The following is a 17,401-nucleotide window of genomic DNA, read 5'->3' as shown; positions in this document are numbered from 1 at the left end:
CCGGGGGAGGGGTGTGACGATGCAGCAGCGCCGCACACCGGGTGGCCAGCGCCCCGCCCGTCGGCCGGGTCAGGCCGGCCGGGCGGGCGGTGCCCGGGTCCGGTCCACGGCCCGTGACGGCGGCGTCCGCGCCGAGCAGCGGGCCGCCGGCCGGTCACCCGGCACGTCCCGCGCCACCGACGGCGTACGCTCCGCGAGCCGCCCGGCCGCGGCCCGGCGTACCGCGGCCGGTGGCGCGGTCAAGCGGCTCACCGCACCCCAACCCCGGCGCTTCACCGGGCGCGCCACCGTGCTGTTCGCCGTGCTGATCGCGCTCGCTTTGGCATACACCTATCCGGTCCGGGTCTATCTGGACCAGCAGGCCGACATCGAGCGGATGGAAGCCGCGCAGGCCGCGCAGCGGGCCGAGATCGAGCGGCTCACCGCCGAGGCGGCCAAGTGGAAGGACCCGGAGTACGTCAAGACGCAGGCCCGGGAGCGCTTCTTCATGGGCAAGCCCGGCGAGACGCTGCTGGTGGTGCTCTCCGACCCGGACGGCGCCGCCAAGGACGCCGGCAAGGGCGCGAAGGCGGGGGCGCCGAAGCCGCCCGACCCCTGGTACGACACCCTGTGGTCGAGCCTGCAGGCGGCCAACGCCGAGCGCCCCGACAAGTGAGCACCACACGAGAGGTCCTGTTGTGAGCGTCGAACCACCGCTGGAGCCGGCGGCGGACTCCGTACCCCTGCCGGAACGTCAGCCGGCCACCGAGGCCGACCTGGCCGCGGTGGCCGCGCAGCTCGGCCGCCCGCCCCGCGGCACCCGGGCGGTGGCCCACCGCTGCCCGTGCGGCCTGCCCGACGTGGTCGAGACGACGCCCCGGCTGGCCGACGGCACGCCCTTCCCGACGCTGTTCTACCTGACCTGCCCGCGGGCCACGGCGGCGTGCAGCCGGCTGGAGTCGGCCGGGCTGATGAAGGAGATGGCCGACCGGTTGGCCGAGGACCCGGAGCTGGCCGCGCGGTACCGGGCCGCGCACGAGGACTACCTGGCCCGCCGGGAGGCGATCGGTGAGGTGCCGGAGATCGCCGGCATCTCGGCCGGCGGCATGCCGGGACGGGTGAAGTGCCTGCACGTGCACCTGGGCCACGCGCTCGGCGCCGGCCCGGGGGTGAACCCGTTCGGCGACGAGACGCTGGCGCTGGTGGAGAAGTGGTGGGCCGCCGGCCCCTGCGTGGACGTGCCCACGGCGGAGTGAGGTGAGCACCGTCGACGAGGTCGTGGTCCGCCGGGCCCGCACCGGTGACGTACGCGGGATCCGCCGGCTGGTCGACACCTACACCGACGACCGGCGGCTGCTCAGCAAGGCCACCGTGACGCTCTACGAGGACGTGCAGGAGTTCCGGGTGGCGGTCACCGGAGACGGCACGGTGGTCGGGTGCGGCGCGCTGCACGTGATGTGGGAGGACCTGGCGGAGATCCGCACGGTGGCGGTCGACCCGTCCTGCCGGGGTCACCGGATCGGGCACCGGATCGTCGGCGAGCTGATCGACGCGGCGCGGGAGATCGGGGTCGCGCGGATCTTCGTGCTCACGTTCGAGACCGGCTTCTTCGGCAGCTTCGGGTTCCGCGAGATCGACGGCGCGCCGGTCCCGCAGCCGGTCTACGAGCAGTTGCTCCGCTCCTACGACGAGGGCGTGGCGGAGTTTCTCGACCTGGAGCGGGTCAAGCCCAACACCCTGGGCAACAGCCGCATGCTCCTCCGCCTCTGACCGGGGCCGGGCTGCCGTAGGGTGGCAGCCGTGAGCGCGCGCGTGGCTGCCATCGACTGTGGGACCAACTCGATCCGACTGCTGGTCGCGGACCTGCCGGATCCGTCCGCGGGGGAGTCGGCGCCGCTGGTGGACGTGAGCCGGCGGATGGAGATCGTCCGGCTGGGGCAGGGGGTCGACCGCACCGGCCGGCTCGCGCCGGAGGCGATCGAGCGGACCCGGGTGGCGCTGGCCGACTACGCGGCCGAGATCGAGAAGCTCGGCGCCGACCGGGTGCGGATGTGCGCCACCTCGGCCTCACGCGACGCCTCCAACGCCGGCGACTTCCGCGACATGGTGGAGCGCACCCTCGGCGTGCCGCCGGAGGTGGTGACCGGCGACGAGGAGGCCCGGCTGTCGTTCACCGGCGCGGTCCGTGGCCTGCCCGCCGACGCCGAACCGCCGTACCTGGTGGTCGACATCGGCGGCGGCTCGACCGAGTTCGTCGTCGGCACCCGCACCGAGGGTGTGCGCGGCGCGATCTCGGTGGACATCGGCTGCGTCCGGATGACCGAACGGCACCTGCACGGCGACCCGCCGACCCCGGCGCAGATCGCCGCCGCCGAGGCGGACGTCGCGGCGGCGGTGGACCGGGCGCTGGCCGCCGTGCCCGGCCGGGAGGCCGCCACGCTGGTCGGGCTCGCCGGCTCGGTCACCACAGTGGTGGCCCTGGCCGAAGGGCTCCGGGAGTACGACCCGGGCCGGATCCACCACGCCCGCGTCCCCTACGAGCGGGTGGCCTCGGTGACCGCCTACCTGCTCGGCGCGACCCGGGAACAGCGGCTGGCCGAGCCGGTGATGCATCCCGGCCGGGCCGACGTGATCGGCGCCGGCGCGCTGGTGCTCCGCGTGATCATGGAGCGGGCCGGGATGCCCTCCGTCGTCGCCTCCGAGCACGACATCCTCGACGGCATCGCCTGGAGCCTCGCCTAACTCCCACCCCGCCGCATCGACCGTTGCCGGCGGGGTGTCTTGTTGACGGTATTCCGTAATGCGCACTAGTGTGCGGAGCGTGGATACGACGCAGCTCCTCAAGGGTGTCCTCGACCTCGCGGTGCTCGCCGTGCTCAAGGACGAGGACGGGTACGGCTACGACATCCTGCGCCGGCTGCGCGAGGCGGGCCTGACCGAGGTCGGCGACGCCTCGGTCTACGGCACGCTGCGTCGGCTCTTCGCGGCCGGCCTGCTGACCACGTACGTGGTGCCGAGCGAGTCCGGACCGCACCGCAAGTACTACTCGTTGAACGCCTCGGGGCGGGACCAGCTCACCCGCTCCGGCAAGACCTGGCGCTCGTTCGCCACCACCATGGACGCACTGCTCGACGATCGGGGGATGGCGGCATGACCGTCACTGGGCAGGAGATCACGGACTACGTCGACCGGGTGCGGGCCGCGCTCGCCGACCTGCCGCCGGCTCGGCGGGACGAGTTGACCGAGGACCTCGCGGAGCACCTGGCCGAGGTCGCCGCCGAGGGCGAGGGCGCCCTGGTCGACCGGCTGGGCCCGCCGGAGGCGTACGCGGCGGAGCTGCGGACCGCGGCGGGCGCGGAGCCGGGCGGGCGGCCGGTCCGCCTGCGCCGGCTGTCCGCCGCGCGCGACAACGCGGTCACCCAGCTGCGCCTGCTCGACCGCCAGCTCGGCCCGGTGCTCGGTCACGAGACGGTGAGCGACTTCCTGCGACCGCTACGCCCGGCCTGGTGGTTGGTACGCGGCTGGCTGGCCGCCCTGCTCGTGGCCGCGATGACGGACGGGCAGGTCGGCCTGGTGCCGCGGCTCGGCACCAACACCTCCGCCGGGTTGCTGGTGCTCATCGGCGCGGTCGTCGCGTCGGTGTGGTGGGGCCACCGTTCCGCCGGCCTCACCGGGTGGCCGCGACGGCTGCACCACCTGGGCACCGCCGCGCTGCTGTTGTTCTCGGTCGCCGTGCTCGCCGAGGTGGACCAGCGCGCCGGCGGCGGCAGCCCCGCCGACTACGAGCAGGTGGCGGTGGATCGCCGGTACGACCGGATCGAGGACGTCTTCGTCTACGACCAGCAGGGACGCCTGATCCGCGACGCGCAGCTCTTCGACCAGAACGGCGTGCCGATCCGGCTCGGCTGGCCGAACTGCCTGGACTCGTCCGGCGCCGTGCCGGCGCCGCGCAACGCCTACCCGTACTGCCCGGAACTGGCACCGTTCGGGCCGCCGGAAGCGCCGTCACCCGCCCCGCCCGCGCCGACCGAGAGCGCCACGCCCGCGCCGACGCCGACGCGCTGAGTCTGGCCGCGCCGGTCGGTCCGGTCCCGGCACCCACGATCCACGCCTGTCGAGCTGAGTCGCTGACGACATCAGCTCGACAGGCGTCTCGACGCACGCACGCCGCCGCGGAAGGTGCTCCCGCCCGGCGGGTCGACAGGAGGTGAATGCCACTGTTCTTCCGTCTTCCCCGGGCCGGTGACCGCGTGGCACGCTACCGGCACGTAACACCCAACTGTGCGACCAGCCAACGATGACTGACCGCTAGGAGGACGGGCCCATGGGCGAGATGGTGAGCTTCACCGGCAACGGGGGGACGAGCGAGGGGTATCTCGCGATACCCTCCGGCGGTGCGGCGAGCCCGGCGGTCATCGTCATTCAGGACTGGTGGGGTCTGGTGCCCCACGTGCGGGCCGTGGTCGACCGCTTCGCCGACGCCGGTTTCGTCGCCCTCGCGCCCGACTTCCGGCACGGCGGCCCGGCCAGCAAGCCGACCGAGCCGCGGCAGATGCTGAACAGCACCCAGATGGACGAGGCGGCGAGCGACATCGCGGCCGCCGCCGAATACCTGGCGAGCCGGCCCGAGGTCGCCGGCAAGGTGGGCTGCGCCGGCTTCTGCGCGGGCGCCAGCCTGGCCCTGTGGTCCGGCACCTTCTCCGAGCGCATCGTCGCCACCGCCGGCTTCTACCCCCGCCTGCCCTGGGAGGGCATGGCCACCGACTGGGCCGGCTACGCGGGGAAGGCCTCCCTCATCCACTGCTCCGAGGCCGACGGCCTCTCCGCCGCCGACGGGGTGCAGAGCGTACGCCGGTCCATCGAGGCCGCCGGGGGGACCTGCCAGACGTTCGACTACCCGGGCACCGCGCACGCGTTCTTCAACGAGGACCGGCCGGAGCACTTCGACCAGCGGGCCGCCGCCACCGCCTGGGCCCGCACCCTGGAACTGTTCCGGGCGAAGCTTGGCTGAGTCGCGTACCCCCGGCGAGGTGGTCGCCCGCGCCGCGCGGGCGACCGACCTGACCGACCTCGACGGCGCGGTCAACGACTGCTTCGCCTGCCCCCGCCTGGTGACGTGGCGGGAGGAGGTGGCCCGGGTCAAGCGGGCCGCGTTCCGCGACCAGGACTACTGGGGACGGCCCGTGCCCGGCTTCGGCCCACCGGACGCGCGCATCGCGATCCTCGGCCTGGCGCCGGCCGCGCACGGCGGCAACCGCACCGGGCGGATCTTCACCGGGGACCGGTCGGGGGACGTGCTCTTCGCCGCGCTGCACCGGGCCGGGCTGGCCAACCAACCGACCAGTGTGTCCGCCGACGACGGCCTCGCGCTCCGTGACACCCGCATCTTCGCCGCCGTGCGGTGCGCCCCACCGGACAACAAGCCCACCCCGGCCGAGCGGGACACGTGCGCGCCGTGGCTGCACCGGGAGGTCGAACTGGTACGCCCCAGCGTGCGCGTGGTGGTCGCGCTGGGCGCGTTCGCCTGGGCCGCGTGGTGGCCGGTGCTGCGGCACGTGTACGGGCAGCGCCCGCCCACACCGCGCCCGGCGTTCGGCCATGGGGCACACTGGTCCGGCGAGTCGGTGCCGACGTTGCTCGGCTGCTATCACGTCAGCCAGCAGAACACGTTCACCGGCCGGCTCACGCCGGCGATGCTCGACGACGTGTTCACCCGGGCGAAGCACCTGGCCGGGGTGGACTGAGGAACACCTGAGGCGGTGGGATGGACTTCGGCGTACTGCGCCGGTGGTGGCCGGTCGCGGCGGTGACGGCGCTGCTCGCGGTCGCCGCGCTCGCCGCCGGGCACTCGGCCATCGGCGCCAGCCGGATCCCGCCCGCCGCCGACACGATCCCGTACGTGCCGGAGTACCCCTCGGAGACGCCCTCGTTCCCGGTCGAGCCCCGGCAGGCCGGCGAGCAGACGTCCGGCGGGATACCGGACTGGCTGGTCACCGTCGCCATGGCGCTGCTCGCCGCGGTCGTGCTGGCCGTCGTCGGATACGTGCTCTGGACGGTCGTCGGCGGCGCGCTGCGGCGGACCACCCGCGCGGTGCCCGCGCAACGGGCCCGGCGCACCGCCGCGGGCACCGCCCGCGAGGTGATGGCGGCCCTGGACGCCGGACTGGTCGAACTGGACGACCGGTCCACCGACCCGCGCACCGCGGTGATCGCCTGCTGGGTCCGCCTGGAGGAGGCGGCCGAGGAGGCCGGCGTGCCGCGGCACACCGGGGACACGCCCACCGACCTGGTCGGTCGGCTGCTGCGCGGTGACCCGGCGGCGGGCATCCCGGCCATCGCCAGCGCCGACGTGCTGGACGGTTTCGCGCACGTCTACCGGGAGGCCCGCTATGCCACCCACCCGGTCGACGAGCGCACCCGGGATCAGGCCCGGGCCGCGTTGCGCCGCCTGCGCGGCGAGCTGACCAGCGTGGTGGCCGGGGAGGTCCCGGCATGAGCACCAGCATCGACGACCTGCTCGCGTTCGGCGACGAACCCGCCGTGGAGGCCGAGCGACCCTCGGGCGGCCGGGCGCGCTGGCTGCTGCGGACCGCCGCGGTGACCGCCGCCGTCGTGGCGGTGGTCATGGTCGCGTTGAGCGCCGTCGGCCTGCGGGTGCCGATCTGGATCATCGTCGCGGGGGTGCTCGCCGTGCTCGCCGTGCGCCGGGTCACCGCCGCGCTCTCGCCCCCGCCCCCGCCCCGCGCCGGCGTCCGGACCGCCGTCGGGGAGGAACCGGGCACCTGGAACTGGTCCTCGCGGGACGCGTTGCGTACCGCGATCAACGGGTGGGAGCGTCCGTTGGACTGGTGCGGCGGCAACCGCGAGCGGTTCACCGAGCGGGTACTGCCCCGCCTGGGCGAGCTGGCCGACGAGCGGCTGCGCCAGCGGCACGGGGTGACCCGCGAGTCCGACCCGGCGCGGGCCCGCGCGCTGCTGGGCGAGCAGCTCTGGACGTTCCTCGGCACCCCCGCCCGCCGCCCACCGTCGCCGCGCGACCTCGCGGCGATCGTCGCCGAACTGGAGAAGATCTGATGAACGACGTGGACCGGAGCATGCCCCCCGCCGAGGTGGGCCGGCTCGCCCGGGCCGTCCTGGACGCCGTCGGCACCGTCGTGGTGGGCAAGCGCGAGGCGCTGGAACTGGTCCTGGCCGGCATCCTCGCCGGCGGTCACGTGCTGCTGGAGGACCTGCCCGGCCTGGGCAAGACGCTCACCGCGCGGTCCTTCGCGCAGGCGCTCGGGCTGGACTTCCGCCGGCTCCAGTTCACTCCGGACCTGCTGCCCGCCGACGTCACCGGCTCCTTCCTCTACGACCAGCGCACCGGTGACTTCTCCTTCCGCGCCGGGCCGGTCTTCACCAACCTGCTGCTCGCCGACGAGATCAACCGGACGCCGCCGAAGACCCAGTCGGCGCTGCTGGAGGCGATGCAGGAGAAGCAGGTGTCGGTGGAGGGCGTGACCTACCGGCTGGACGAGCCGTTCCACGTGCTGGCCACCGCCAACCCGATCGAGTACGAGGGCACCTACCCGCTGCCCGAGGCGCAGCTCGACCGGTTCCTGCTGCGGGTCTCGTTCGGCTACCCGAACCACGACGAGGAGTGGGAGGTGCTGCGCCGGCGGGTCGCCCGCCGCCGCGAGGAGGCCGAGATCACCCCGGTGGTGGACGCCGGCACGCTGCGCGCCATGCAGGCCGCGCTGGAGGACGTGGTCGTCGAGGACTCGGTCGGCCGGTACATCGTGGCGCTCACCTCGGCCACCCGGGACCACCCGTCGGTGCTGGTCGGCGCGTCCCCGCGCGGATCGCTGGCGCTGCTGCTGCTGTCCCGGGTGCGGGCGGTGCTGGCGAACCGGGACTACGTGGTGCCGGAGGACGTGAAGGCGGTGGCGGCGCCCGCGCTGGCGCACCGGATCACGCTGCGGCCGGAGATGTGGCTGCGCCGGGTCGATCCGTCCTTCGTGGTCGGTGAGGTGCTGGAGTCGACGCCGGCCCCGGCCAGCGGCGCGCTGCCCAGCTACGCCGCCGGGCGCTGATGGACGCCCGGGCCGAGCCGGCGAGCGGTTGGGCGCCCACCTGGGCGCTCGGCCGGGCCGTGCTGCTCACCGGCGTCCTGCTCGTCGCCGGTGTGCTGCTCGGCCGGATCGACTTGGTGGTGCTGGCCACGCCGTTCGCGCTGGGCACCGCGTACGCGCTGCGCCGCCGCCCGGCCGCGCAGCCGGAGCTGGAGCTGGGCGTCGGGGACACCCACCTGGTCGAGGGCGGGCCGATGGCCGCCACCGTGTCGGTCACCAATCCCGACCTGGTCGGCTACGACATCGCGGTGGTGCGTACCCGGATGTCCCGGTGGCTGCGGGTGGAGCAGGTCGGCTTCGGCGGCGCCGGGCTGGACGTGCGCGACTCCGGCGGCGCGGGCCGTCCGTTCGTCACCTCGGTGCCCCGGGGCAGCGCGGTCGACCTGGAACTGACCGGCACCGCGCTGCGCTGGGGTCGGCACCCGATCGGCCCGGCCGGGGTGCGGGTCGCCGCCGCCGACGGGCTGCTGGTGTCCCGCGCGGTGATCACCGACCCGATCCGGGCCCGGGTCTATCCGCGGACCGAGCCGTTCGACGCGGTCGAGGCGATGCCCCGGGCCGCCGGGCTGGTCGGCGCGCACCGGTCGCGGCGCCCGGGGGAGGGCGGCGAGTTGGCCGGCGTACGGGTCTTCGCGCCCGGTGACCGGCTGCGCCGGGTCGACTGGCGGGTGTCCCTGCGCGCCCGTCAGCTGCACGTCGCGGCCACCCTCTCCGACCGGGACGCCGAAGTGGTGGTGCTGCTGGACGTGCTGGCCGAGGCGGGCCGTTCCGGTGGGGTGGGCGGCGCGGCGTCGGTGCTCGACACCACGGTCCGGGCCGCGGCCGCGATCGCCGAGCACTACCTGCACCGGGGCGACCGGGTGGCGCTGCTGGAGTACGGCCCGACGGCCCGGCGGCTGCGCCCGGCGACCGGTCGGCGGCAGTACCTGACCGCGCTGGAGTGGCTGCTCGACGTGCACGCCGAGTCGTCCCCGCACGAGCCGTACGACCAGGTCTTCGGCCCGCAGGTGCTCTCCTCGGACGCGCTGGTGGTGGTGCTCACCCCGCTGCTCGACGAGCGGTCGGCCCAGATGCTCGCCCGGCTGGCCCGGGGCGGGCGGTTCGTGGTGGCGGTGGACACGCTGCCGACCGAGCTGCCGGTGCCTAAGGAGCGTGGGTGGGCCGAGGTGGCGTACCGGCTGTGGCGGCTGGACCGGGACACGATGATCGGCCAGCTCCGCGAGCACGGGGTGCCGGTGGTGCGGTGGGCCGGCGCCGGCAGCCTGGACGAGGTACTGCGGGACGTGGCCCGGCTGGCCACCGCACCGAGGGCAGGTTTCTCATGACCGACGCGCTGGTCGAGCGGGTGCGGGCGGTGCGGTACGCCGCCGCCCGGGTCAGCCCGCTGCCGCTGCTGGTGCGTGGCGGCATCTTCCTCGTCGTGCTGGCCGGCTTCCTGCTCGCGTACCCGGTGCAGGCCCTGACCCCGCGGTCGCTGCTGGCGCTGACCATCGCCGCGGTGCTGCCGGCGGTCGGGCCGAGGCGGGTCTGGCCGACGTTCACCGCGCTGGTGACGGTCGCCGGCTGGCTGCTGGCCACGCTCGGCTTCGACCGGCCGCCGGCGCTGTGGCGGTTGCTGGCGGTCGCCACGTTGCTCTACCTGGCGCACACGCTCTGTGCGCTCGCCGCGCTGCTGCCCTACGACGGGTTGATCGACCCGGACCTGGTGCTGCGGTGGCTGGCCCGGGCCGGCGGCGTGGTGCTGGCCAGCGCCGTGGTCGGCATCGTGCTGGCCTGGCTCGGCGGGGTCGGCGGGTCCGCGGGCTCGCAGGTGGCGACGGTGGTGGGGCTGCTGGTCGCGGTGGGGCTGAGCGCGCTGCTGGGGTGGCTGCTGCGTCGCAGGTGACGGGACACCCCGGGACGTTGCGCAGGTCACACGGGTTGTGCTCCGTCACAGATGGGGGTCTCGCGCGGGATTACCGGAGCCCCCCGGGGAAAGATAGATGACGTGAATCCGAAGCGGATCCTTGTCGTGGGTGCCGGGCACGTGGGCCTGTACGCCGCTCTGCGCCTGTCCAAGAAGCTGAGCTCCCGTGAGGCCGAGGTCGTCGTCGTCGACCCCCAGCCGCACATGACGTACCAGCCGTTCCTCCCGGAGGCTTCGGCGGGCAACATCTCCCCGCGGCACGCCGTGGTGCCGTTGCGGCGGGAGTTGCGCAAGTGCACCGTGGTGGCCGGCACGGTCACCCGGATCGACCACGACCGGATGACCGCCGTGGTGCAGCCGATCAGCGGCCCGGCCCGGGAGATCCCGTACGACCACGTGGTGGTCGCCCCCGGCTCGGTGTCCCGCACCCTGCCGATCCCCGGCCTGCACGAGAACGGCATCGGGTTCAAGACCATCGGTGAGGCCATCTTCCTGCGCAACCACGTGCTGGACCGGCTCGACGTGGCGGCCGCCACGACCGACCCGGCGGTCCGCAGCCGCGCGTTGACGTTCACCTTCGTGGGCGGTGGCTACGCCGGCATCGAGGCGCTCGCCGAGATGGAGGACATGGCCCGCGACGCGCTGCGCTACTACCCGGAGCTGAAGCCCGAGGAGATGCGCTGGGTGCTGGTCGAGGCCACCAACCGGGTGCTGCCCGAGGTCGACCGGGACATGGGCGCCTACACGGTGCAGCAGCTGCTGAAGCGCAACATGGACATCCGGCTGGACACCCGGCTGGAGTCGTGCGTCGACGGCATCGTGAAGCTCTCCGACGGCGACAGCTTCCCGTCCGACACCATCGTCTGGACGGCCGGCGTGAAGCCGTCGCCGATGCTGGACGCGACCGACTTCCCGCGCGACGAGCGGCGCCGGATCACCTGCCGGCCGACGCTGCAGGTGGTGGACGGCGACCGGGTGGTCGAGGGCGCGTGGAGCGCCGGCGACTGCGCCGCGGTGCCGGACCTGACCAAGGAGCCGGGCAACTTCTGCTCGCCGAGCGCGCAGCACGCGGTGCGGCAGGCCGCCCGGATGGCCGACAACATCGCGAACGTGATCCGCGGGCGCGAGCCGGTCGACTACAAGCACAAGCACGCCGGCAGCGTGGCCAGCCTCGGCCTGCACAAGGGCGTGGCGCAGGTCTACGGCGTGAAGATGACCGGTTGGCCGGCGTGGTTCATGCACCGGACGTACCACATGTCGCGGATCCCCTCGTTCAACCGCAAGGTCCGCGTGGTGGTCGACTGGTCGCTGGCGTTCTTCCTCAAGCGTGAGGTGGTCGCGCTGGGCCAGCTGCACGACCCGCGTGAGGAGTTCGCCGAGGCGTCCGCCCCGCCGGTCGGCGCGGCGCGCGTCTGATCGAACGGAAAGGGCCCTTCCCGTACGGGAAGGGCCCTTCGCCGTGTCCGGGGTCAGAACCGCCAGGTCCACGCGTCGGCGATCCGGGTGCCGGGGCCGAAGAGCTGCTCCAGGGTGCGGCGCAGCAGTTCCGCGTGCGGCGCGTCGTCGGTCACCGCGACGCAGGTCGCGCCCCAGGACTCGACGTCCCGGGCGGCCTGCCGGCGTTGCCGGTCACCGACCACCGGAGCCACGCCGCGCCGGGCCACCTCGGCCAGCAGGGCCGAGGTGGGCCGCTGCCAGGTGCCCATGGTGGCCGTGCCGCCCTCGCCGTACGGGCCGATGAAGAAGCCCTCCGGCATGCCGAAGGCGACGTCGGCGGCGGTGGCCCAGCGCATCGGCCACGGGTCCTTCGGGGTGGCCGTGGGCACCGGCACCAGCACCCCGCCGGGGCGGACGCACTGCCGCCAGTGGCCGCCGGTGACGAACTCGGGCAGCGCCGGCCGGTCGACGGTGGGCAAGGGGGTGGGGAAGACGCTGAGCAGGGCGGCGCCGACCGCGACCGGGACCAGTCGGCGGGCGGGGCCGGAGTCGTGTCGGGCCCGGTGCACGGCGAGCGTGAGCAGGGTGCCGACCAGCGGCAGCACCACCAGCGCGAAGCGCATCGGCAGCGCGCCGTCCACCACCGGCAGGCCGGCCAGCAGCGCGTACGGGCCGGGCACGCCGGTTCGCTCCCCGCCGACCACGACCTCCGGGCCGAGCGCGAGCGCGGCCGCCACCAGCCCCGCGGCCACCACGGCGACCACCAGCGCGCGGCGGCCCATCCAGACCGCGCAGCCGATGGTGACCAGCAGCAGCGGCCAGCCCAGGAACGTGGTGAACTCCGCCGGCCCGGTGGTCAGCCGGGCCGCCTCCGGGCTGCCGAACACCGTCAGCGCGGAGAGCCGGGTCCAGCCGGTGAGGTCGGCGGAGAAGTAGGCCGCGGGGAACATCCCGTCCGCGACGCCCTGCGGCCCGGCGAACTGCACCCAGAGCGGGTACGCCAGCACCACCAGCGCCAGCCCGCCGGCGCAGAGCAGACCGCCGGCGAAGGTGGGCAGCGCCCGCCGGAGCAGGTCCCGGTCGGCCATCCCGTACGCCACGGCCATGACCGCCAGGGTGAGCGCGGTGAGGAAGAGCACCTCCTCGCCGACGAAGACCTGGACGGTGGCCACGACGGCCAGCCCGACCGCGGAGGAGGCCGCCCGCCGCCGGTCCGGCCCGTCCGGGCGCCCGGCCGGATCGGCGGCGCGCAGCAGCCGGACCACCAGCCAGACCAGCACCGGGACCAGCCACTGCGCGGTCATGTGCAGGTGGCCGTTGCTCTGCGAGACCATGCCCGGGCCGAAGCCGCAGACGGCGGCGCCGAGCGCGGCGGCGAGCGGGCCGGCCCGCAGCGTGCGGGTGAGCAGCAGGTGCCAGGCGAACGCGGTGCCGGCCATGTTCCCGGCGACCAGCAGGGCGAACGTGACCGGCGCGCCGAACGCCGCGGTGACCGGGGCGAGCAGCACACCGAGCGCGACGACCGAGGTGTTGGCCATCAGGTTCACCCCGTCCGGCGCGTTCAACCGGTCGGTGACCAGGCTGAACTCGCCGCGCAGGGCGCGCGCGTCGAGCGCCAGGAACCACTCGTACAGGGTCTGGTCGGCCGGGTTGAGGGCGAGCATCCGGGTGCCGGGCGACGGCCACAGGCCGTGGGTGAGCCAGCCGGCGAGCGCCACGAACAGGAACCCGACGACCAGGTCCGCCCGGCGCCGCCGGACGGCGGCCCGTAGCCGGGTCGCCCGGCCCGCGCCGGCCGGCGCGGGGTGGACCGCCTGGTCACGGTCGGGCCCGGGGGCCGTGCGGGCGGCGCTGCTCACGGCGTCGACCATATCGGCCGGGCCCGCCGGGGTACGCCGGGCGGCGGCGCAGCCGCTACGGTGAGATCTGCACCCGCGCGTGTCGGCGCGCCGGTGTCACCCGCCCGGGTGGTGGAACGGCAGACACGGCCGCCTTAAAAGCGGCTGCCGCAAGGCGTGCGGGTTCGACCCCCGCCCCGGGCACGAACTCTCAGCTTTCCCACAGCTTGGCGCGACGTGCCGTGTTGTCGGCCCGTCTACCCTGGAGACGCACGTCTACGTGCGATCGACCTCTGAGGGAGGCCTGAGAAGTGAAGACCTCGAACCCGGTGCTCGCCCGGCTCGGCCAGGCGGCCGAGCGTGAGCGGGCGGCCGGGTACGCCCAGCCCGGGCCGTACGGTCAGCCCGGATACCCCCAGCAGTACCCGCCGCAGCAGCCCTACCCGGGCGGCTACGGCCAGCCGGTGGCCCCGCCCGCCGTGACCCCGATGACCCTCGACGACGTCGTCGTCAAGACGGTCCTCATGCTCGCCCTCCTCGGGGCCTCGGCCGCCGCGGCCTGGGTGCTCGTGCCGGACGCGCTGGTCGGCGTGGCCTGGATCGGCGCGGCCGTGGTCGGCCTGGTGCTCGGTCTGATCATCTCGTTCTCCCGGATGGCCAACCCGGCGCTCGTGGTGGCGTACTCGATCATCGAGGGCGTCTTCGTCGGCATGGTCAGCAAGGCCTTCGAGACGCTCTACGACGGCATCGTGCTCCAGGCCGTGGTCGCCACCTTCGGCGTCTTCTTCCTGATGGCGATGATCTACAAGGCGCGGATCATCCGGGCCACCCCGAAGTTCGCCCGGATCATGGTGGCGGTGATCGCCGGTCTGTTCGGCGTGATGCTGGTCAACCTGGTGCTGTCGCTGTTCGGCGTCAACACGCACCTGCGCGACGGCAGCCCGCTGGCCATCGGCTTCAGCCTGGTCTGCATCGTGGTGGCGTCGCTGAGCTTCGTGCTCAACTTCGCCGACATCGAGGAGGGGGTCCGGATGGGCCTCCCGCAGCGCTACGCCTGGACCGCCGCGTTCGGCATCGTGGTCGGCCTGGTCTGGCTGTACATCGAGATCCTGCGGCTGCTCAGCTACTTCCAGGGCGACGACTGACCGTCCCGCCCGTCCCGCGACGCCCGCCTGCCGCTCCCGCGGCGGCGGGCGTCGCCGTTTTCCCGTCCCCACCGGCCCACCCGGGGCAGAGTGGGATCCGGGTACGTCGGCGGGAGGAGGCCACGGTGCGCAGTGCCAACCCGGTGCTCGACCGGCTGGACGACGTCGGTCGCACCGAGCGGCAGGTGCTCGGCGTCGAGGCCGGCGACGCGATGACCGTGGCCGACGTGGTCGCCCGGACGGTGGGCCTGCTGCTGCTCACCGGGGCCACCGCGGCGGTGGCCTGGTTCGTGGTGCCGCAGGCCGCGTGGATCTCGGCGGCGCTGGCCGGCAGCGCCCTGGCCAGCCTCGCCCTGGTGCTGGTCATCTCGCTCAAGCAGATCACCAACCCGCCGCTCATCGTCGGGTACGCGGTGCTCCAGGGACTGCTGCTCGGCGTGGCGAGCCGGGCGTTCGAGCTGGTCTACCCGGGCATCGTGGCGCAGGCCGTGGTCGGCACGTTCGGCGTCTTCCTCGGCATGGCCCTGCTCTACCGGGCCCGGTTGATCCGGGCCACCCCACGGCTGGCCCGACTGGTCATCGGCACGCTCGTCGGGATCGTGGCGCTCGGCCTGGTCAACCTGCTCGCGTACCTGTTCACCGGGCGGCAGGGGGTGGCGGTCTACAGCCTCAGCGGCCGGGTGGGCTGGTTGCCGTACGTCTTCTCCGTGGTGGCGATCATCGCCGGTGCGCTCGGCTTCGTCCTCGACTTCGACCTGGTGGAACGGTCCGTCCGCAACCGGCTGCCCCGCCGCTACGCCTGGTACTGCGCGTTCGGGCTGCTGGTCGGCCTGATCTTCCTGTACTGGCAGATCCTCCGCCTGCTCAGCTACGTGCGCCGCTGACCGTAAACTGTGCGGCGATGAGCGCAGCGGAACTGGACCGGGCGGTGACCCTGCTGGTCCGACAGGTCGGGCACTGGCAGCAGCCGCGCTGGTCGGCGCCGGCCGAGGGGGGCAACGTGTCCCGGGCCGACCTGGTGCACAAGCTGGTCCAGGAGATCGCCAACCTGGCCGCCGACACCGCCGGCGAGCCGCGCCGCGACGTGCCCCGGCTGCCCAGCGACCTGGCCCTGCCCGACCAGCTCCGGGTGGTCGCCGCCGACCTGGCCCTGGCCGGCCCACCGGAGCCCGTGCTGGCCGACGCCGCCGCCGCGGTGACCCGCACCCGCGCCACACTCTGATCGCCGTTCCGGGTGACCCGGCGCGCTTGCCGGACGGTCGCGGGTCAGTGCCTTTCGAGCTGATATCAGAAACGAATCAGCGCGGGCTGTGCCCTTGGCGGGAACACGCTTTGCGCCGCGGTGGGCGCACGCTTCGTGAGGTGGGCGCACGACTCTCGCGCGGTGGACCGCGCGACGTCGGGACCGCGGTCGAACCGAGTCGTTTCCGATATCAGGTCGAAAGGCACCGAGAAGCGGTAGCGCCGCCTCCCGCGCCGGCTCTGCACCGGCCCCGGTCATCCCCGCAGCCAGCGGCGGACCTTGCGCCGTCGGGCCCGGTCCCGCGCCCGGATCACCGCCGGCCGGTCGTGCCCGGCGGCCTCGGCCTGCCGGGCGTGCAGGAGGCCGTAGGTGAAGGTGTTCTCGCCCTCGGCGTACGCCTGGAGGGCCTGCCGCCGCAGCACCTCCCGGGTCACCACCGAGTCCTGGTGCGTGCCGAGCAGGTCCTGGAGCGCCTTGAGCCGCTTGACCAGCCGGGCGGCCGGCCTGCCCACGGCGGGCTCGCGGACCTCGACCGCGTACCGGGCCGCCTTGTACTTCTTGCGCGCCTCGTGCAGCGCGAGGTCCCCGGCCGGCCCGGCGACGGCCGACGCCGCGTCCAGCCGGTCGTCGGCGCGGCGCAGGGCGCGGCGGATCCGACGGTCCACCCAGCGGCGGTCGACCTCGGCGGCCGGGGCCTCGACCAGCTGGTCCAGCCGGGCCAGCAGCTCGGGGTAACGGTCGGAGTCCAGGGCCGTCCGCAGCGCGGTGGTCGACCGGGCCAGGTCGGCGGCGAAGCGCTCGCCGACGCGCGCGGCGACCGGGCCGAGCACCAGCTCGTCCGGCAGCTCGTGCACCGCCGTGTCGAGCCGGGCGGCCATCACCTGGACGTCGCGTACCCGGCCCAGCTCACCGCCGAGCCAGCGCAGCTCGGCGCGGACCGCCTCGCTCTCCCGCCGGTCCCAGAGGCCGCGGAACGTGCGCAGCGTGGCCCGCAACCGGCGGACCGCCACCCGCATGTCGTGGACCGCGTCCTCGTCGCCCTGGTACGCCGCCGCGTGGTTGCCGACCAACGCGTCCCGCTGCTCCCGGGCGTACCCGAGGACCGGTCCGGCCGCGCCCTCGGGCGCGCGGTCGTCGAAGCGGGCGAGCCGCGCGGCGACGGCGCGGTGGGACTTGCTGACCGGCACCTCCCGGGCGCCGGCCGCGCGCAACCGTTCCGCCACCGCGTCGAGCAGCCCGTCGTCGCCGTCGACCAGCTCGACCTCGATCTCGTGCCAGGTCTGCGTGGTGCCGTCCACCAGGTCCTCGGACCGGACGTCGTCCTCGGCCACCTCGGCCAGCACCCGACCGTCCGCGTCCCGCAGCCGCCGCTCCCGACGGTGGTTCACGACCCGGGCGGCCGGGGCGACCGGCCGGCCCCGGGACGCGCCCCGGATCAGCGCGACCAGCTCGGCGGGCGGCCCGGCGTCGGACTCCCCGGCCGGGAACTGGTGTTCGACGCGGGCGCCGCCGACCGCGCCCACCTTGAGGTGCCAGCCGGCGTCGTGCCCGCCGGTACGCCGTCGCAGCGCGTGCCCGCTGCGCAGCAGCCGCAGGTCGTCGGTGTCCCAGTAGACCGCGTCCAGATCCGAGACGGTGGCGTCGGACATGGTCACGACGCCACCGCACCCGGTCAGGTCGGGCAGCCGGAAACCCTCGTCGCCGGAGTACTTGCGCTCGCGTTCCACGACGGTCGCCATGCG

At 74.6% G+C, this 17,401-nt stretch carries 19 protein-coding genes and 1 tRNA gene; 18 read left to right on the top strand and 2 right to left on the bottom strand.

Annotation, left to right across the window (positions count from 1 at the left end):
* Positions 1-19: 19 nt before the first annotated feature.
* The 14 genes from COO58_RS02525 to COO58_RS02460 all read left to right on the top strand — a co-directional run bounded on the left by COO58_RS02525 (position 20) and on the right by COO58_RS02460 (position 11,412).
* Positions 20-655 carry a septum formation initiator family protein gene (locus tag COO58_RS02525; RefSeq protein WP_091581996.1) on the top strand — a complete coding sequence of 212 codons (636 nt, stop codon included), beginning with the start codon at positions 20-22 and terminating at the stop codon, positions 653-655.
* A 22-nt stretch (positions 656-677) separates the two neighbouring features.
* Positions 678-1,235 carry a DUF501 domain-containing protein gene (locus COO58_RS02520; protein ID WP_091581991.1) on the top strand — a complete coding sequence of 186 codons (558 nt, stop codon included), beginning with the start codon at positions 678-680 and terminating at the stop codon, positions 1,233-1,235.
* A 1-nt stretch (position 1,236) separates the two neighbouring features.
* A complete protein-coding gene (locus COO58_RS02515; RefSeq protein ID WP_091581987.1) occupies positions 1,237-1,749 on the top strand; it encodes an amino-acid N-acetyltransferase in 513 nt (170 codons plus the stop codon).
* A gap of 42 nt (positions 1,750-1,791) precedes the next feature.
* Complete coding sequence (locus COO58_RS02510) at positions 1,792-2,721, top strand: Ppx/GppA phosphatase family protein (protein ID WP_091584179.1); 930 nt, start codon at positions 1,792-1,794, stop codon at positions 2,719-2,721.
* Positions 2,722-2,800: 79 nt separating this feature from the next.
* Positions 2,801-3,133 (top strand): PadR family transcriptional regulator, encoded by a 333-nt coding sequence (locus tag COO58_RS02505; protein ID WP_091581984.1) that lies wholly within the window; start codon positions 2,801-2,803, stop codon positions 3,131-3,133.
* Entirely contained in the window at positions 3,130-4,044 is a 915-nt protein-coding gene (locus COO58_RS02500; RefSeq protein WP_098743673.1) for a hypothetical protein, read from the top strand. The genes COO58_RS02505 and COO58_RS02500 overlap by 4 nt, the downstream gene beginning before the upstream one ends.
* Before the next feature lie 259 nt (positions 4,045-4,303).
* Positions 4,304-4,990 carry a dienelactone hydrolase family protein gene (locus tag COO58_RS02495; RefSeq protein WP_091581978.1) on the top strand — a complete coding sequence of 229 codons (687 nt, stop codon included), beginning with the start codon at positions 4,304-4,306 and terminating at the stop codon, positions 4,988-4,990.
* Between the two features lie 19 nt (positions 4,991-5,009).
* The gene (locus COO58_RS02490; protein WP_098743672.1) at positions 5,010-5,723 is read left to right on the top strand and encodes a uracil-DNA glycosylase; all 714 of its coding nucleotides are present in this window, start codon (positions 5,010-5,012) and stop codon (positions 5,721-5,723) included.
* Positions 5,724-5,743: 20 nt separating this feature from the next.
* Positions 5,744-6,475, top strand: coding sequence for a DUF4129 domain-containing protein (locus COO58_RS02485; protein WP_098743670.1), 732 nt, complete (start codon positions 5,744-5,746; stop codon positions 6,473-6,475).
* Positions 6,472-7,053, top strand: coding sequence for a hypothetical protein (locus tag COO58_RS02480; protein WP_098743668.1), 582 nt, complete (start codon positions 6,472-6,474; stop codon positions 7,051-7,053). Before COO58_RS02485 ends, COO58_RS02480 begins: the two co-directional genes overlap by 4 nt.
* Positions 7,053-8,051 carry a MoxR family ATPase gene (locus COO58_RS02475; RefSeq protein ID WP_091581964.1) on the top strand — a complete coding sequence of 333 codons (999 nt, stop codon included), beginning with the start codon at positions 7,053-7,055 and terminating at the stop codon, positions 8,049-8,051. Before COO58_RS02480 ends, COO58_RS02475 begins: the two co-directional genes overlap by 1 nt.
* A complete protein-coding gene (locus COO58_RS02470) occupies positions 8,051-9,415 on the top strand; it encodes a DUF58 domain-containing protein (RefSeq protein ID WP_098743666.1) in 1,365 nt (454 codons plus the stop codon). Before COO58_RS02475 ends, COO58_RS02470 begins: the two co-directional genes overlap by 1 nt.
* Positions 9,412-9,975, top strand: coding sequence for a hypothetical protein (locus COO58_RS02465; RefSeq protein ID WP_091581956.1), 564 nt, complete (start codon positions 9,412-9,414; stop codon positions 9,973-9,975). Before COO58_RS02470 ends, COO58_RS02465 begins: the two co-directional genes overlap by 4 nt.
* A gap of 102 nt (positions 9,976-10,077) precedes the next feature.
* Positions 10,078-11,412 carry an NAD(P)/FAD-dependent oxidoreductase gene (locus COO58_RS02460; RefSeq protein ID WP_091581952.1) on the top strand — a complete coding sequence of 445 codons (1,335 nt, stop codon included), beginning with the start codon at positions 10,078-10,080 and terminating at the stop codon, positions 11,410-11,412.
* Between the two features lie 53 nt (positions 11,413-11,465).
* Here COO58_RS02460 and COO58_RS02455 read toward each other — a convergent pair whose 3' ends face one another.
* Positions 11,466-13,304, bottom strand: a complete 1,839-nt coding sequence (locus tag COO58_RS02455; RefSeq protein WP_098743665.1) for a hypothetical protein — start codon at positions 13,302-13,304, stop codon at positions 11,466-11,468.
* 90 nt (positions 13,305-13,394) lie between these two features.
* On the opposite strand from COO58_RS02455, the gene COO58_RS02450 reads away from it, so the two are divergent.
* From COO58_RS02450 to COO58_RS02435, 4 genes are all read left to right on the top strand, one after another.
* Positions 13,395-13,475, top strand: a tRNA-Leu gene (locus COO58_RS02450).
* A gap of 107 nt (positions 13,476-13,582) precedes the next feature.
* Positions 13,583-14,416 carry a Bax inhibitor-1/YccA family protein gene (locus COO58_RS02445; RefSeq protein WP_091581944.1) on the top strand — a complete coding sequence of 278 codons (834 nt, stop codon included), beginning with the start codon at positions 13,583-13,585 and terminating at the stop codon, positions 14,414-14,416.
* A gap of 125 nt (positions 14,417-14,541) precedes the next feature.
* On the top strand, positions 14,542-15,300 hold the full coding sequence (locus COO58_RS02440; RefSeq protein WP_098743663.1) for a Bax inhibitor-1/YccA family protein: 759 nt from the start codon (positions 14,542-14,544) through the stop codon (positions 15,298-15,300).
* 17 nt (positions 15,301-15,317) lie between these two features.
* A complete protein-coding gene (locus tag COO58_RS02435) occupies positions 15,318-15,638 on the top strand; it encodes a hypothetical protein (protein ID WP_091581936.1) in 321 nt (106 codons plus the stop codon).
* Between the two features lie 275 nt (positions 15,639-15,913).
* On the opposite strand, the gene COO58_RS02430 is transcribed toward COO58_RS02435, so the two are convergent.
* Entirely contained in the window at positions 15,914-17,398 is a 1,485-nt protein-coding gene (locus COO58_RS02430) for a CYTH and CHAD domain-containing protein (RefSeq protein ID WP_091581933.1), read from the bottom strand.
* Positions 17,399-17,401 lie beyond the last annotated feature (3 nt).

Source organism: Micromonospora sp. WMMA1996 (assembly GCF_002573675.1).
GTDB lineage: Bacteria > Actinomycetota > Actinomycetes > Mycobacteriales > Micromonosporaceae > Micromonospora > Micromonospora sediminicola.
This window is presented reverse-complemented; position numbering and strand designations above follow the sequence as displayed.